General features: G+C 49.0%; 14 protein-coding genes. 5 read left to right on the top strand and 9 right to left on the bottom strand.

The genetic code is table 11. The annotated features are described in order from the left end of the window. Window positions 1-14 precede the first annotated feature (14 nt). A complete protein-coding gene (gene glnA / locus IYN85_RS16610; protein WP_196160038.1) occupies window positions 15-1,418 on the top strand; it encodes a glutamate--ammonia ligase in 1,404 nt (467 codons plus the stop codon). A gap of 164 nt (window positions 1,419-1,582) precedes the next feature. Here glnA and IYN85_RS16605 read toward each other — a convergent pair whose 3' ends face one another. From IYN85_RS16605 to mrcB, 3 genes are read right to left on the bottom strand one after another with little or no spacing between them, the layout of a single operon-like run. Then, window positions 1,583-2,077: a DUF523 domain-containing protein gene (locus tag IYN85_RS16605; protein ID WP_196160037.1), complete on the bottom strand. Its 495-nt coding sequence runs from the start codon at window positions 2,075-2,077 to the stop codon at window positions 1,583-1,585. Between the two features lie 3 nt (window positions 2,078-2,080). Next, the gene (locus IYN85_RS16600; protein ID WP_196160036.1) at window positions 2,081-2,680 is read right to left on the bottom strand and encodes a tetratricopeptide repeat protein; all 600 of its coding nucleotides are present in this window, start codon (window positions 2,678-2,680) and stop codon (window positions 2,081-2,083) included. Continuing rightward, on the bottom strand, window positions 2,650-4,998 hold the full coding sequence (gene mrcB, locus IYN85_RS16595; protein WP_196160035.1) for a penicillin-binding protein 1B: 2,349 nt from the start codon (window positions 4,996-4,998) through the stop codon (window positions 2,650-2,652). Before mrcB ends, IYN85_RS16600 begins: the two co-directional genes overlap by 31 nt. 88 nt (window positions 4,999-5,086) lie before the next feature. On the opposite strand from mrcB, the gene IYN85_RS16590 reads away from it, so the two are divergent. Further along, the gene (locus tag IYN85_RS16590) at window positions 5,087-6,085 is read left to right on the top strand and encodes an adenosine kinase (RefSeq protein WP_196160034.1); all 999 of its coding nucleotides are present in this window, start codon (window positions 5,087-5,089) and stop codon (window positions 6,083-6,085) included. A gap of 142 nt (window positions 6,086-6,227) precedes the next feature. Further along, window positions 6,228-6,728, top strand: coding sequence for a DUF4124 domain-containing protein (locus IYN85_RS16585; RefSeq protein ID WP_196160033.1), 501 nt, complete (start codon window positions 6,228-6,230; stop codon window positions 6,726-6,728). A 19-nt stretch (window positions 6,729-6,747) separates the two neighbouring features. Here the strand turns inward: IYN85_RS16585 and IYN85_RS16580 are convergent, their stop codons facing one another. Then, window positions 6,748-9,069, bottom strand: coding sequence for a DNA polymerase II (locus tag IYN85_RS16580; protein WP_196160032.1), 2,322 nt, complete (start codon window positions 9,067-9,069; stop codon window positions 6,748-6,750). Between the two features lie 91 nt (window positions 9,070-9,160). On the opposite strand from IYN85_RS16580, the gene IYN85_RS16575 reads away from it, so the two are divergent. Together IYN85_RS16575 and IYN85_RS16570 are read left to right on the top strand one after the other, a co-directional pair. After that, window positions 9,161-9,946: a Crp/Fnr family transcriptional regulator gene (locus IYN85_RS16575; RefSeq protein WP_196160031.1), complete on the top strand. Its 786-nt coding sequence runs from the start codon at window positions 9,161-9,163 to the stop codon at window positions 9,944-9,946. Window positions 9,947-9,963: 17 nt separating this feature from the next. Then, window positions 9,964-10,911, top strand: a complete 948-nt coding sequence (locus IYN85_RS16570; RefSeq protein WP_196160030.1) for a carbohydrate kinase family protein — start codon at window positions 9,964-9,966, stop codon at window positions 10,909-10,911. An 84-nt stretch (window positions 10,912-10,995) separates the two neighbouring features. Here IYN85_RS16570 and IYN85_RS16565 read toward each other — a convergent pair whose 3' ends face one another. The 5 genes from IYN85_RS16565 to IYN85_RS16545 all read right to left on the bottom strand — a co-directional run bounded on the left by IYN85_RS16565 (window position 10,996) and on the right by IYN85_RS16545 (window position 15,334). Continuing rightward, window positions 10,996-11,871, bottom strand: a complete 876-nt coding sequence (locus IYN85_RS16565; RefSeq protein ID WP_196160029.1) for a DUF1295 domain-containing protein — start codon at window positions 11,869-11,871, stop codon at window positions 10,996-10,998. A 5-nt stretch (window positions 11,872-11,876) separates the two neighbouring features. Next, window positions 11,877-12,431, bottom strand: coding sequence for an NUDIX hydrolase (locus IYN85_RS16560; RefSeq protein WP_196160028.1), 555 nt, complete (start codon window positions 12,429-12,431; stop codon window positions 11,877-11,879). 170 nt (window positions 12,432-12,601) lie between these two features. After that, window positions 12,602-13,027, bottom strand: a complete 426-nt coding sequence (locus tag IYN85_RS16555; RefSeq protein ID WP_196160027.1) for an Hsp20/alpha crystallin family protein — start codon at window positions 13,025-13,027, stop codon at window positions 12,602-12,604. A 156-nt stretch (window positions 13,028-13,183) separates the two neighbouring features. Then, window positions 13,184-14,251 carry an acyl-CoA desaturase gene (locus tag IYN85_RS16550; RefSeq protein ID WP_196160026.1) on the bottom strand — a complete coding sequence of 356 codons (1,068 nt, stop codon included), beginning with the start codon at window positions 14,249-14,251 and terminating at the stop codon, window positions 13,184-13,186. Next, entirely contained in the window at window positions 14,252-15,334 is a 1,083-nt protein-coding gene (locus tag IYN85_RS16545; RefSeq protein ID WP_196160025.1) for a flavin reductase family protein, read from the bottom strand. Window positions 15,335-15,444: the final 110 nt, after the last annotated feature.

Here is a 15,444-nt window from a genome sequence, read left to right as displayed (position 1 = left end):
AATGGAGACGTCAAATGTCAAAAACGCAATCGCTAATAAAAGAATCTGAAGCTCGCTGGGTTGATCTGCGCTTTACCGATACAAAAGGTAAAGAACAGCACGTCACCATTCCATCGTCAGAAGTCAATGACAACTTCTTTACCGACGGTAAAATGTTCGACGGCTCGTCCATTGAAGGTTGGAAAGGCATTAACGAATCAGACATGATTTTGATGCCAGATGATGAAGCTTCTGTTCTTGACCCATTCACTGAAGACGCTACTGTTATTGTACGTTGTAACATCGTTGAGCCATCAACTGGTGAAGGTTATAACCGTGACCCACGTTCAATCGCGAAACGCGCTGAAGACTACTTGCGCTCTACTGGCTTGGGTGATGAAGCCTACTTCGGTCCAGAACCAGAATTTTTCGTATTTGACGACATCAAATGGGGCGCCGACATGTCTGGCTGCTTCTACAAAATTGAGTCTGATGAAGCGGCTTGGTCTTCTGAGCGCACTTTCGAAGATGGTAACTTCGGTCACCGTCCTGGCGTTAAAGGCGGGTACTTCCCAGTACCACCTGTCGACAGCCTGCACGAAATCCGTGCACAAATGTGTGACGCAATGGAAGCTATGGGTCTGGTCATCGAAGTACACCACCACGAAGTGGGTACCGCTGGTCAGTGTGAAATCGGTGTTGGCCTGAACACTCTGGTTAAGAAAGCGGACGAAGTTCAGATCCTGAAATACTGCGTACACAACGTGGCACATGCCTACGGCAAAACGGCGACCTTCATGCCTAAACCAATCGTTGGCGACAACGGCTCTGGTATGCACGTACACATGTCTTTCGTAAAAGACGGTGTGAACCAGTTTGCTGGAGACGAATACGCGGGTCTGTCTGAAACAGCTCTGTTCTACACTGGCGGTATCATCAAGCACGCTCGTGCACTTAACGCTTTTGCGAACGCTTCAACCAACTCTTACAAGCGTCTGGTACCAGGCTTTGAAGCACCAGTAATGTTGGCTTACTCAGCGCGCAACCGTTCTGCATCTATCCGTATTCCTTACGTGAACAGCCCGAAAGGCAAGCGTATTGAAGTTCGCTTCGGTGACCCATCGGCGAACCCATACCTGATGTTTGCTGCTTACCTGATGGCTGGCCTAGACGGTGTAATGAACAAAATTCACCCTGGCGATTCTGCAGACAAAGACCTGTACGACCTGCCAACAGAAGAAGCGGCAACTTACCCAACTGTTGCAAGCAGCTTAGAACAAGCTCTGCAAGCCTTGAGTGACGACCGTGAATTCTTGAAAGCTGGTGGCGTGTTCGATGACGACACAATCGATGCTTACATCGAACTGAAGAAAGAAGAAGTTGTTCGCTTGAACATGACAACTCACCCTGTTGAGTTTGACATGTACTACTCTATCTAATTGCCTTACTGGCGAAGATAGACAGCAACATTTTTCAGGAAGCTAGCATATGAAAGCTCCGCAATGCGGGGCTTTTTTTATCTTAGGATTTGAGGAATCCGCCCCCCGTTTTGAAGTGACAAGCGGAACGCTTCGGGAGTTGAGACGGTCTGACTTAAATTGACTTAGGCTTCCAATTCAGCCAATCGGTCAGCCAGTTGAGCGATCTGAGATTGATTGAAAACTTCGATATGATGCTCAGTCAACAAGGCTGCCGTTACACCCATGCCCGCAACCAATTTATGGGAAAAAGTCCCATCATAAATACCATCGTTTCCACACGAAGGTGATCGAGCGGCTAGAACAGCAAAACGACACCCATGTTCATTTGCACGTGACAATGCCAGTTGAGCCCCCCGTAAAAATGCCTTGGTCACATCATCGCCCGCTACGGTAATAATCTGCGCATACCCATGTATAACCTGATGTCCATCGCCGTGTTGAACTTCTGCTGGCGCACGCGGAATGGACAGGCCACCAGCCACTTCGGGGCAAACACTCACCAAACGCCCTTCCATTTGCCATTGTCTCAAAATGACACTGTCGACCCCATTGTCATCGCCGTCATAGCGAACCCGATCGCCCAACAGGCAGGCGCTGATGAGAATTTTTGCTTTCACCGGCTATTCGTCATCCATCCATTTCAACATTTCGCTTCGCGCCTTACGGGCACCGTCAACATCGCCCATGGCAGACCTGCATTGACCAATTACCTCCCACAAGGACGCCTTATATTTGGGCGTTTTATCGGTTAACGTCAGCCCCTTCAGGGCTATCTGCTCCGCCTCTGCAAACCGTTGCTGTCCCATGCGCACGGTTGCCATCTGGTGGTACAGGTCAACCTTTTCGGCGTCGATACGCATGGCCCGTTCCAATACCACCTCGGCTTCCTGCCAACGACCTTCACTCTGTAATTGCAAGGCATCAAGCTGTAAGCGGGTGACCACCTGTTCCGGTGTCGGTACGGGCAAGCCTTCTTTTGCATCAGTTAGCTCGTTAGCAGACTTTGATTCAGCCGAAGACTGACTCACCTCTCCCGCATCCTTTGCCGTTTGGTCGTTTTTGGCGCTGGAGGTGGCGAGTGACTGCGTTGACGAGCCAGGTTCAACATCCTCCGGTAAATGAGGATCGGTTACTGCTAAGTCATTTGACACAGGTATGGACTGACAGGCCGTTAAAATACTCAGGCCTATCAAGACCGACCAAATATTTTTTGCCACCATGTGGGTTTATCTCTTTCAGGTTGTGGTTCGTTTGAAGAACAGCTTAAGCTGCGTTCGGGCAAGGTTCCAGTCGTAAAAGGCAAACTTCGGGTACCGCTGCACCAGTTAGGAACATCGACACCCGCGTCGTTCACTGCGATATATTCAATACTCACCGGCGTACCCCTGCGTTCCTGCAAAGGATCAATCTCCCGCATGGCATTTATCCAGATTGGCAACGCTCCGGTCGACCCCGTCAATGGTGTCGGCTGATTGTCATCTCGACCCACCCAAACCACCAACTGACGATCCCCGGTAAATCCGGCAAACCAAGCGTCCCGGTTATCATCGGTGGTACCTGTCTTTCCGGCAACCCACCAGTTATTCGGTAAATCACGGGATATTCTGGCCGCGGTGCCGGATTGGGTTGCCTCGTGCATTGCGTACTGAAGAATATGGATATGCTCTGGTTCAAATCGCTTATTCACTTTCAGATCAAAGCGCTGAACAATACCCTGTTGAGGGTGATATACCGCCCTGATAAGGTTCAACGGGGAATAAAATCCATTGCCGGCAATCGTTTGATACATTTGCGCCACATCAACGGGGGACATACCGTGAGCACCAAGCATAACCGCCGGGACTAATGGGACCTCTTTATCGACGCCCAAGCGCGCGACGACATCGAATACATTTGCCAAACCGATTTCCATACCAAGCCGCGCGGTTGCCTGATTATAAGACTTTGCCAAGGCATCAATGAGCATCGGGTGGCCGTGATTTTGCTTGTCATAGTTTTTGGGTTGCCAAACTTTTCCGTCGCCGGCGGCAACGTACACGTCCTCATCGCTAATGGTATCCGCCAAGGACATTCCACCTTCGATTGCAGCAAGATAAACTGCGGGCTTCATGAGTGAGCCGACCGGTCTGATAGCGTCCAATGCGCGGTTAAAACCTGTGGCTTTCGGATCACGGTCACCCACGATGGCCAGAATATCGGCTGTTGACGAGCGGGTCAGTATCGCTGCGCCCTGTAACGCACTGTTGTCGATTGAATACTGCTGCTCGACGCGATCAATACCTTCAGACAATTTCATTTCCAATGTTTTCTGCGCGACCGGATCCAATGTTGTAAAAATGGACAACCCTTCCGCGAGTAAATCCTCCTGACGGTAATCACGACTCAGCTGGCGACGCAGTAAATCCATAAAAGCTGGATAATTGGCTTGTCCGGGCTTGTCCGCGATATCCAAAGGAGCATTGATCGCCTGTTGGTATTCGGCGCCTGAAATCAGCGCTTGTTGATGCCATACCGATAACACCACATCGCGACGTTGCTTCGCCCGTTCAGGATTCCGACGCGGGTTGTAATAGGATGGCCCCTTGATAAGGCCGACCAACATAGCCTGCTGGTGAATGTCCAGGCCCTGCAAAGTAGTGCCGAAATAAAACTCTGCACCCAAACCGAAACCATTAATTGACCGCGCGCCCTGCTGGCCGACATAAACTTCATTTAAATAGGTTTCCAGAATATCGTTCTTGGTGTAATGAAATTCCAGAATCAACGACATCATGGCTTCGTTGATTTTCCGAGTCAGGGTTTTCTCCGGTGTCAGGTACAGATTTTTCACCAACTGATTAGTCAGTGTACTGCCTCCCTGCGACGCGGAACCTGAGGTCAGGTTGGCGAATAACGCGCGCAATATGCCGCGAATGGAGACACCCCAGTGTTTGAAAAACCGATCATCCTCAACCAGCAGCAATCCAAGTACCAGACGTTCTGGCACCTCGTCCAGACGGTATAGCACCCGGTCTTCCGACACACCCGGATAAATTTGTCCCAGATAAAGAGGGTCCAATCGACTCAATAAAACCGCGTCGCCCTGACTATTACTAAGGCTGGATATACCCTGAGGGTTAAATTGAATATTCAGGACTTGCGCTGGTTCTTCACCATCCCAGAAACGAAACCCTCGGGTGTAAACCTGGATCTGGCTTGAGGAAACGGCAAACCTGCCAGCCTGATGCGGACTGGTCGATTGTCGGTAACCCAATTGTTGCAACAGTGCCAGAAATTCATCACGACGCACCGGGGCACCGACATACAACTCCTGCGCTTCGCTGTATACCCTGGCCGGTATCTGAAACCGACGACCCTCAAACAGGTCGCGCACAACCGCATTTAGGTAAATAACCCAAAACAACAGTAAGCAAGCGAATATTATGCTTAACTGAAAGATGAATTTAGTCAGTTTTGTGCGAAACCCGGTCGGGCGTTGCTTTTTCCGCGCAGAGGACTGCTTATTTGATTTTCGTTTAGGTGAAGTATGTTTTGCCATAGGCGTCGCATTATAAGGTGCTTTGACCGGCTTGTCTTTGAACCGTTTATCATTACACTGCGCCGTTTTTTGATCATCGGACTTTCCTATGAGTGATTTGCACATTTATGCGTTCGGTCATGCCTTGGTAGATGAAGAATATTCCATCAGCGAGGCCTTATTACAGAGCCTTGGTATCGCAAAGAATCACCGTACCCTGATTGATTACCAACGTTCTTCGACGCTAAGGCAACGGGCCAGTACAGAAGGTAATCTGAATACCCGAACCGGCGGTGGCAGCGGTGCAAATACACTGGCCACTGCGGCACTACTGGGTGCGAATTGCCATTTCTCATGCCTTCTGGGTAATGACAGTGAAGGTCAATTCTATCAACAGCAACTGCTCGACTCTGGAATTTCGACCGATCAAAACAGTTTCCAGGAAAGCGGCCACACCGGTGTTTGTTTAGTTTTGCTGACGCCAGACGCTGCCCGCACCATGAATACCTACGTCGGCATTACCGACTATATTGGCCCAAAACATTTGAACATTCCCGCACTGCAACAGGCGCAGTGGGTATATATTGAAGGCCACTTGCTAATTGCTGAGTCCGGTTTTCTGGCTGCTTTAAAGGCCCGCGATGAAGCTCGCCGCTTGGGTAAAAAAATTGCCGTGAATTTCTGTGACCCTGCCGTTGTCAGACTGTGCAGAGAACGCCTGGCTATCTTACTAGACGAACCCGTCGACTTATTGTTTTGCAATGAGGAAGAAGCAGCAATCTGGGCGCAATCGGATCACCCGGAAGACGCCGAATCAGCTATGCACCGCCTTGCCAACAGCTGGGCGCTGACCCGAGGCGAGCATGGGGCACGGGTATTCGATGGAACCGTTACTCATCAAGTCGACGCACTAAAAGTGAATGCTGTTAGCACCTTGGGAGCCGGAGACACCTTTGCAGGAGCATTCCTTTACGGACTGGTCAGTGGTCTGAACTATGCGCAAGCGGGCCATTTGGCCAGCCTTGCGGCGGCAGAATTAGTGCAACAGTCCGGACCGCGCCTGTCCAAAAACCAGCTAGAAAAGGTCAAAAATCAGTTTTATGGCTGAAAGGCGTACGCTCAGTTCACATTTTGGCAACCGTGGCCCGCAGAATTGTCGCGTTAGGTTTCACTTTAACCATAATTCAGGGTTAAACTAGCCAGCAGATAATTATTTGACTGCCATTTGGTAGAAACAAAGGAACAATTCAATGGTAAAGCGGTTATTCGTCATTGCACTTATATGTTTGCCGGTAAGCTTATTTGCGGCTGGAAAGATTTATACCTGGACCGACGCAGACGGTAATGTTTTCTATGGTGACCGGCCACCACAAACCGTTGAAGCTGAAGAAATTGCCATTCAAGGTAAAAAACCGGAACCCATTGTCGTCACAGCAGAATTGCTGGCAGGGCAGTGGTTTGGGCAGATTAACGGCGGTGGAGAAGCCAAATTTACATTCAACAGCAATGGCTCCATCTCACTGATCCAGACTCGAGCAGATCAATCCGTATACAGTTACCAGGGCATTTGGACCATTGAGAACACCACCGTCACCGTAATTACTGAATTCAGTCAGTCCGCCGCGCGAGGCGGCCAGCTCAAACGGTCTGTAGAACCTGTTCAGCTGACCTACACGATTATCCGGTTTAGTGACGGACAGATGGATCTGATCAGCGGTGATGAACGCTTCAGTCTGCGTAAAACAAACTGATAAGCTACCGCTGATCTGTTCAGAATAGATTCAACTGTTCGTCGATCAATCGATTGAAATCTTCTCCAAAAAAATGCAACAGGGCATCCGCAATGGGTGCCAGTTGTTTTTCAATATAGTGCTGATAATCCAAAGGCGCGTTGACATATGGGATAGGCTGCCAGCCTTGCGTGGTTTTCACATACTCGATGTTTCGACCCTGCCAGTTTGGGTTCTGTGCCCTTTTTAAGCGGGCAGCCTGAACTTGCGGGGGTGCCTGTTTCTCATATTGATCAATGCTACGGCGCAATCGCCGTCGATAAATCAATAGGGCATCAAGCAAGCCCGCTTCCAACTCATTCACGGTCTGCACAATAAAAGTCCGATAGCTTTCGCCGCGGAAGACCTTTTCATACAGGGTCGCTTGAAATTGTTTAGCTAAAGGAGTCCAGTCTGAACGCACCGCCTCCAAACCTTTAAACACCAGCCGATATTCCTTGCCTTCTTGAATCCAACCGGCATAACGCTTTTTCGAGCCTGTTTCGGATCCACGAATGGTTGGCATAACGAATTTTTCGTAATGGGTTTCAAACTCCATTTCCAGATGGCAAGCCAGCTGAAAGTCTCGTTGCAGCTGTTCCTGCCACCAACGATTCAACGCAGATGCCAACTGCCGACCCAAATCCTCCGGCGATTCATGACCCGCCGCGTGCACAAACACAGAGTCGGTATCGCCATAAATAACCGGGTAGCCCTGCTTTTCAATGAATGACCGGCTTTTCTGCAGAATCTCATGTCCGCGCATGGTAATGGAACTGGCCAAGCGTGGATCAAAGAAACGGCATAATGGACTTCCCAAAACGCCATAAAACGAATTCATGATGATTTTAATCGCCTGGGACATTGGCGCGTTTTTCTGTTGTTTTGCGATATCTCGGGCCTGCCATAGCTGATCGATAAGTGCGGGCAAAATGTGATGCTGGCGGTGAAAACGGGCATCTAAAAAGCCAGGCACGGTATCTACGGGGTCGGCCTTTAGCCCTTCCTGCAACCCGAGAGGGTCAATTAAAAACGTGCGGATAATCGAGGGATACAGACTCTTGAAATCCAACACGATGACGTTCTGGTAAATCCCCGGAACGCTGTCCATAACAAACCCACCAGGGCTGGACAACTGAAGCGTTTGCTCGCCAATACTGCTGGCGACATACCCCATGCGGTGCAACCTTGGCATGTAAACGGTGTTGAATGCCGCTGACGAGGCGCCCGGCCGATCCATCGGCAGGCCAGTCAAGTGGCTTCGTTCAAGTAAAAAATGCCACAAGCCTGCCACGTCAAACAATTCCAGTACCAGTTGAGCATCTTCCAGGTTGTAGCCGGCAAAAGCCTGAATATCTTCTCGATACATGCGTTCGATTTCACCTACCCGGTCATCACTGTGCTCTATCTTTTTTCCGCGATGCAACAACGTTTGCGACACAGTCTCCAGAGAGTAGTCTTCAAACGCCCAGGAAGCTGAGCGAAAGGCTCCCGGTCCATCGACGACCAGACGGCCCTCCAACTCAATGTGGTAACGGTTTGCGTTGTCCCCTCGCTTACGCCAACGGGGTGGTAGGTGGTTACGACCAATAGCGAACACTATACCGAGCTGATCACAGTGTTCTTGAAGGATTCTCAAGTCAAAATCGATGACATTCCAGCCGACAATGCAGTCTGGGTCTATCTGCTGAATAGCATCTACAACCTGTTGCAAACATGAGGCGATATCCGGACACCACTGAATGTCTGGTCCGGCATATCGTTGTTTGGCAGCATGGACATTCTGCACAATAAACACCCGGTTCAGACGTTTACTGGCCAGTGCTACACTGTAAAGCACGGGGGTCGAACCCGGCTGAAACCATTCTGTTTCGATATCGATCGATAGGACATTCAGTTCAGGCTCACTGGTAGCGGGCTTGGCTTTAGTACCCTCAAATTGCAGACTGCCGAACAGAAACCGCTCCATCAGAAACCGTTCCGCCGGGTTGACATCGTCTTCCCAGACTTTTAACCCTTGCTCTTTACCCTGCCATACCCAACGACGCTGTTGTTGAAAGGTCTCAGAATAGACTGGTAATACAGAATCACCCAGCAAGGCTTGAAACGGCTTGTCACCAACTCTGACATTCAATTGCATTCGTCGCCAAATAGATTGCCATTGCGCAAGCTGATGAACGGCGATAAAACACGACGACTCCTGATCGGGTACCGTCCAGCAATGGTATCGACCGCCGTGTAACAGCCAATAACGAAGTTCGATTCCCGTCTCCACATCGGACCAGTGCCGACTTAATATATAAAAAGGTGTGCGCTGAGCCACAGAAATTCCAAAAACAGTAGAACTGGACGCAGTTTACCACTAATCTGAACGCGTCTTTGGCAAGATTGATTCACCAATACAGGAACAAGAAATGCTTTTACTTGGCGAACGCCCATCCTATGTCGACCAACTCACGGATCGCCTTAAAAAACTGTCCCACAAACTGTTTGAAGCCTTGCCGCCGGGCCAACCGGTCACCTTAAGTGCGACACAGGATCTATACGCACTTGAGTCGTCTGAAAACCTGTTTATCGTCCGTCATGGTAATCTTACTGCCAACTCCGAGAACCGCGTCTGCTTATATTTTGAAGCAGGCGACCTGATTGGATTGACGCAATGTTACCAACTGCCTTCGTTACGGGTTTCCATTGAAGACAATGCCGAGGTGGAACAATACGAAGCGGACACCTTGTTGCGTTACGTGAACGAAACCAAAGAAAGGCAGGCCATCTGGACCAGTTACCTGGTTACACAAATGACTCTGTTTCAAGATGCGTTTGGTCGCAACCAATTGAATGTCAGCCAACCGCATACCGGTTTTTTGAATTTTGCCGAGGGGCAGACGATTATCACGCAAGGCGATGACGCCAAAGAGGTCTTTACAATTTTAACTGGTTCTGCCGACGTTTTTGTCGACGACATCTGTGTCGGTAAGGTAGAGCAAGATGAAATTTTTGGCGCAATGGCCGTCTTCACTGGCGAAAAGCGCTCAGCAACCGTCAAGGCCACCAGTAACTGTACTGTTCTGGCCGTCCCCAAGGAAGAATTCATTACCCTCATTCAATCGCATCCGCAAACCACCATGACCTTGATTGAGAACATGGCTCGCAAGATTACAGCCATGAACACCCAATTCACGCAACAAGAAACTCCCTGACAGCAAACGGACGCATCGTGAACCGAGACTGGCCCAAAACCCTGATCATAGGTGGCGCTAACCTGGACATTGCCGGGAGCTGTTCAGGTCGACTGATTCCGGGCGATTCCAACCCCGGTATCGTTAAAAGCAGTGCTGGCGGCGTTGGACGTAATATCGCGGAGAATCTGGCTCGTCTGGGGTTCAACTGCACCTTATTGACGGCTGTCGGTGGCGACATTGGCCGCTCAATTATTATTGACAGCTGTGCATCGGCTGGCGTCACTACCGAACACATCTTCGAATTTGCGGATGCCAGCACGGGCTCTTATCTCGCCATCAACAATCAATTAGGCGCATTATTGGCCGCCATCGCTGATATGTCTATTATCGAGCGAATAACACCCGAGGCTCTGCAACAGAAACGTTCATTACTCTCTGACCACGATCAGATTGTTGCCGAAGCCAACTTGACGCCCGATGCATTGCAATGGATAGCAGCCAATAAAGGTCTGCTGCCACTGCACGTAGACGCGGTATCGGCAACCAAAGCCCCTAAAATCAAACACATACTCACAGATATTGATGTTCTTAAGGTAAACCGGGCAGAAGCCGCTGCCATATTAGAACTACAGGGTGACGATGACTTTTTAGCTAGAGCCCTCTATGAACGAGGCGTTGGCACCGTGTTGCTTAGCCAAGGCCCGCAGGGCGCCCTCGTTTATAATGACCAGGGCGTCCAGCACAAGGCCGCTATAAAAGGGGTCAACGCCAGTGATACTGGTGCAGGCGATGCACTTTTTGCCGGATTCATCGCCGCCCGCGAACTGTTTGAAAAAACCACCGATCAATTGGAATTTGCCATTGCGTGTGCCACTTTCACCTTGAACAGTCGGTCATCGGTAAACCCAGATTTATCCGTCGCAGCCATACGTGAGCAGTTTCTCGGTCACGTCAACAAGGATCATTGGCCTTATCAGCCATAAAGGGCTTTCAAGCTGGCGTACTAGCCAAGTATCGTGAAAGATCTCTTGGTCCAGCAGCAAACACTGTATCGGCGATATTTTAATTTACTTTTTCTGGATTGCTCGAAAGCTCGGTATCAGCATCGGTGTATTTTGTTTATATGCCTGGTATTCCGGCAGATGCTCCCACCGATCATCACTGCGTTGTTCCAGCAAGGGGACGCCACTGACGTACCTTAACAGCAAAAATACAAACAAAGGGGAGACCATCCCCAACCAACGCCAACCCTCCATACTAGGCACAGCCATAACGGCAATGCCACACCACAACAGTATTTCGCCTAAATAATTTGGGTGCCTGGACACACGCCAAAGTCCGTACTGGATGAACCTATCTTTATAGGTTTGCGCTGCCCGGAAGCGTCTTTTCTGTTCATCGGCAATAACTTCCAGTAAAAAGCCGAAGGTCCAGACGACTAATCCGAGCCATAACAGCGGACTGTTAACCACTTCCTCTTCTGATGTTAATACCACCACCGCTGCCGAACTTGTTACCGTGATCCAAAGTGCCTGGATACACCACACCGTCAAGAAACGACCAGCATTGGGTTTAATATCATCAAACCGCCCATCCTTGCCGTCCTTGCGAATACGCAGAACTAAAAACAGGCCCAGCCGTAGCGCCCAAATCACTATACAGAAAGCGACAACCAGCTTAGTGGCGGTCACTACTGGCGCGATGACCAGAGCCGCAAGCGAAACAAACACATAGGTCAGGCTTCCGGTTAAATCAAAAAAGCGTTCCGTTTGCCAGTGGTAAGCCGGTATAAAGGCGATCCATTGAATGACGAATACGGCACCGATCAATCCGTATGCGGCAGGGATACCGGCCACTGTCGTACTTTGTACCGACAACGCCATCGCAAACAACGCCGCAACGGCGTGTACGACAATCAGTATCAGAGAGCTTTTTAACGACATTTCAGTTAACGTCCATTGTAAGTTAGCAGGGTTTTACGCGCCATTCGCAAAACGGATTCCTCGTCGGTTTTCATTTCTATCTCGGAGCGGGTCAACCAAGCCAAATCATTTGATTCTGAATTTTGGGATAAATCCTGGGCGTCGGTTACAAACCAGAATCGAATATCCAGATGCTGATGTTGAGGCTCACCGGGTCGAGCCGGAATCTCGTGCACATCCAGGTCAAAAATGCCGGAGTGATTCAAGGCCAGGTTCGTTAATCCGGTTTCCTCGGTGGCTTCGCGAAGACTGGCCAACGCAAGTGAAGGATCTTCATCATCAATGTGTCCGCCTGGCTGAACCCACAGATTCAACTTTCTGTGATGCAGCAAAACCGCTCGCGTTTTTTCGGTATTGGTTATCCAGGCTGATGCGGTCAGATGTCCTTCGAGTGTACTTCGCGACCAGAAACGAGCGTGACGTTGAACAAACTCACGAATAAGCGTTAAGGCACCTCGCTCCTGTACATTTTCAGGTTGATAGGCATCGAGCAGTTGGATAACAGAAGATTGTGATTCCATTTTTAAGTCTGGTTGGGAGTGTAACGGGCACTATAACGAACAAATCATAGAAAGGTGAATACCTTTCGACACGTCATCGATGGCAATGGCTATTCCATGTATTCAGAGCATCCTCGGTTAAAGCCAACCAAAAAAACGTCCGCGATGAGCGGACGTTTGATGAAAAATACTCAACGAATATCGATTTTATGACGATCGTCTTTTGGTTCGATTTTAGGGAGCAGCAAACTCAAGACACCATCATTGTAGGTTGCGACACAACCGGTAGGATCAACACCACTTGGCAACTCAAAACTACGGCTTACCCGACCGAAATAACGTTCACTGTGGATAACTCGATCGTCTTTGGTCTGTCTGTCTTCCTGCTTTATTTCAGCACTGATCGATACCAGAGAATCCTTAATCTGAACATCGATATCCTCTTTTTTGACACCTGGAAGTTCCGCTTTAACGGTAAAGCCTTCCTCTGTGTCTGCGACATCTATTCGGATTCGCGATGGCATTGCATCACCATGCAACGGTCGGATCAGATAACCAGGGTTCCATTCAGGAAACCATTCATCAATCCAGTTGTTCTTTTGAATCAGTTTGCTCATAGGCCACCTCCTCTGTACGTGAGAAGTCGAAGAAATTGTTTCTTCAACTCAAATGGTACGCCGGGAAACTGAGCAGGCAAGTGCAATATTTGACACGGCTGACAGGCGTCAATGAAGGCGAAAAAGGTGCCAAATGGCACCTTTTCACGGTATAGCTTATGCAGTTTTCGTAATAGGCAACGCGTATTTCCAGATACGAACGACCACCTGAAAAAACTGTCTCGATAGTCGTCCGGTGTTGTAAGTCTGGCCATATTTTCGGCAGATGCGTTCCACGTCCGGTGCCAACTGAGCATAGCGATTCGCAGGAATGTCCGGAAATAAATGATGTTCAATCTGATGGCTTAAGTTGCCACTGAGAACATGAAACAAGAAACTGCCCTTGATGTTACTGGAACTGCGAACCTGACGCAGATACCAATGCCCATTGGATGTTTTCTGGGCTTCTTCGGGCGGAAATACCACTGTTTTTTCCGTAAAATGACCACAAAAAATAATAATAAACGTCCATACACTTCGGATTACATTGGCGACCATGTTCCCAAGCAATACCGGCACGAACATAGGCCCAGCGAGCAGCGGAAACAGGAGGTAATCCTTGAGTAACTGGTGCTTCATTTTTTTCCAGGCTTCCGGATTTTTCTGTTTCAAGCTTTTTAAAAATGCCAGACCTTTCACAGTTTTAAAATCGACATTCTGCAGAGCTACACCCCACTCAAACACAAACGCAAACAGAAAGCTGTACAGCGGTTGCAACAAATACCAGGGCGACCATTTCTGTTCCGGGAACACCCGGATAATGTCATAGCCAATGTCATCATCGAATCCCTGAATATTGGTATAGGTATGATGCTTGAAATTATGCGTCTGACGCCAGTTGTTACTCGTGCCCAAAATGTCCCATTCGTAAGACTTGCCGTTCAGGTGTTTATCACCCATGAAGTCAAACTGGCCGTGTATCACATTGTGGCCTAGTTCCATATTGTCCAGAATCTTTGACAACGCCAACAGTGCCACACCTAATATCCAGAAACCGGATAAAAAACTTAACACCAGCGCTAGTCGTCCGAACAAACCAAAATATCGGACCGCCCGTTGTACATTTTTGATATAACGAACGTCTTGGCTGCCTATCTCATTCTTAACCCTCTGTTTTACCGCATCAATCTCTGCGCCAAAGGCCTCGGTTTCCGCCTCCGAAAGTACCCGATAATGAGTTGTCATTTAGAGCTCCAGGGTCATATCGGTGAGTGCTGAGTGGGTACAGGGTTTAAAGCCACTGTCACTACTTTCATGCAAGCGATTATCCGATTGATTCACCGCAATGCCACTGACTTTTTTGCAACTGCATGTGTTGCAAGTACCACGACGACAACCACTGCTAATACGTACGCCAGCCTTTTCTAAAGCAGATAACAAATTCATACCACTGGGAACAAAAACCGAACGCTGTTGTCTGGTTAAATTTATTTGTACCGGAGCACCTGGCTCACCAGCAAATACCAGCGGTGTAAAAGATTCAAAATGAAACTGGTTGACCCAGGGCGCAATCCGTTCCTGAATCTGATGAACAAAACCATCATTTCCGCAGGCAAAAGCGTTAAAACTTGGCAGTTTTTCAGTCAACTCCTGAAACCAAGCTGAAGTTTCAGCGAATAACTTTGGCGTCCCATCTGCATTACGTTCAAGGAACTCCGTTTCCAATAATTTGAATTCGAACCAACTGTGCTCAGCGGCCAATTTTTTCAATCGCTCAACAAAGGCGAGATCCTGTGCACGTTTACCCCAATACACTAATTGCACCGGTTGCGCACGAAAGGTTACGGCCCAACGTTCCAACATGGAAATGATCGGGGTTATACCGATGCCACCGGCTAAAAACAACGCCGGCGTATCCGAGAAATGACTGACGGTGACGTCCCCATAGGCGTCTTCCAACTGAAAAATCATGCCTTTATGAGCATGGTTATTCAAAAACGAGCTGGCTTTTCCTTTTTCGACTTTACGGGCCGTGATTCTGAACAATCGACCTTTGACGTGACTGACTGAATAACTGCGCTGGACTCGGTGTCCGTGTACCAGGAAACTCACATTAACATGCTGCCCCGGCGCCACTCCTTTGAAATTTCGATTAGGTTTCAACCAAATCGATACCGTTTCGGGTGTCTCGGATACCACTTTCACAGCCCGGGCAACCTGTTGCTCACGCCTTGCCAGCAAACCGAGTTCTTCACACCAGAAATCGTACACAGATTCAGGCAACACCATGTCGCGCACAGCACGCAACGCAACGAACAATTTATTCATGACGGTAACCATTTGATTTGCGCTGAATTATAGTCTTTCGTATACACTTGTCTAATAATACTGGCAAGAGACACGGAGTCAGCATTCGGGTACCATCATTTGTGAGCAAA

The sequence above is a fragment of the Reinekea sp. G2M2-21 genome, assembly GCF_015687175.1.
Classification (GTDB): domain Bacteria; phylum Pseudomonadota; class Gammaproteobacteria; order Pseudomonadales; family Natronospirillaceae; genus Reinekea.
The sequence above is the reverse complement of the archived record's forward strand: the minus strand, read 5'-3'. Positions and strand labels throughout refer to the sequence as shown.

Coding starts and splice junctions, on each gene's coding strand:
- glnA (WP_196160038.1), top strand. CDS start 15: ATGTCAAAAACGCAATCGCTAATAAAAGAATCTGAAGCTCGCTGGGTT.
- IYN85_RS16600 (WP_196160036.1), bottom strand. CDS start 2,680: ATGGTGGCAAAAAATATTTGGTCGGTCTTGATAGGCCTGAGTATTTTA.
- mrcB (WP_196160035.1), bottom strand. CDS start 4,998: ATGGCAAAACATACTTCACCTAAACGAAAATCAAATAAGCAGTCCTCT.
- IYN85_RS16590 (WP_196160034.1), top strand. CDS start 5,087: ATGAGTGATTTGCACATTTATGCGTTCGGTCATGCCTTGGTAGATGAA.
- IYN85_RS16585 (WP_196160033.1), top strand. CDS start 6,228: ATGGTAAAGCGGTTATTCGTCATTGCACTTATATGTTTGCCGGTAAGC.
- IYN85_RS16575 (WP_196160031.1), top strand. CDS start 9,161: ATGCTTTTACTTGGCGAACGCCCATCCTATGTCGACCAACTCACGGAT.
- IYN85_RS16565 (WP_196160029.1), bottom strand. CDS start 11,871: ATGTCGTTAAAAAGCTCTCTGATACTGATTGTCGTACACGCCGTTGCG.
- IYN85_RS16560 (WP_196160028.1), bottom strand. CDS start 12,431: ATGGAATCACAATCTTCTGTTATCCAACTGCTCGATGCCTATCAACCT.
- IYN85_RS16555 (WP_196160027.1), bottom strand. CDS start 13,027: ATGAGCAAACTGATTCAAAAGAACAACTGGATTGATGAATGGTTTCCT.
- IYN85_RS16550 (WP_196160026.1), bottom strand. CDS start 14,251: ATGACAACTCATTATCGGGTACTTTCGGAGGCGGAAACCGAGGCCTTT.
- IYN85_RS16545 (WP_196160025.1), bottom strand. CDS start 15,334: ATGAATAAATTGTTCGTTGCGTTGCGTGCTGTGCGCGACATGGTGTTG.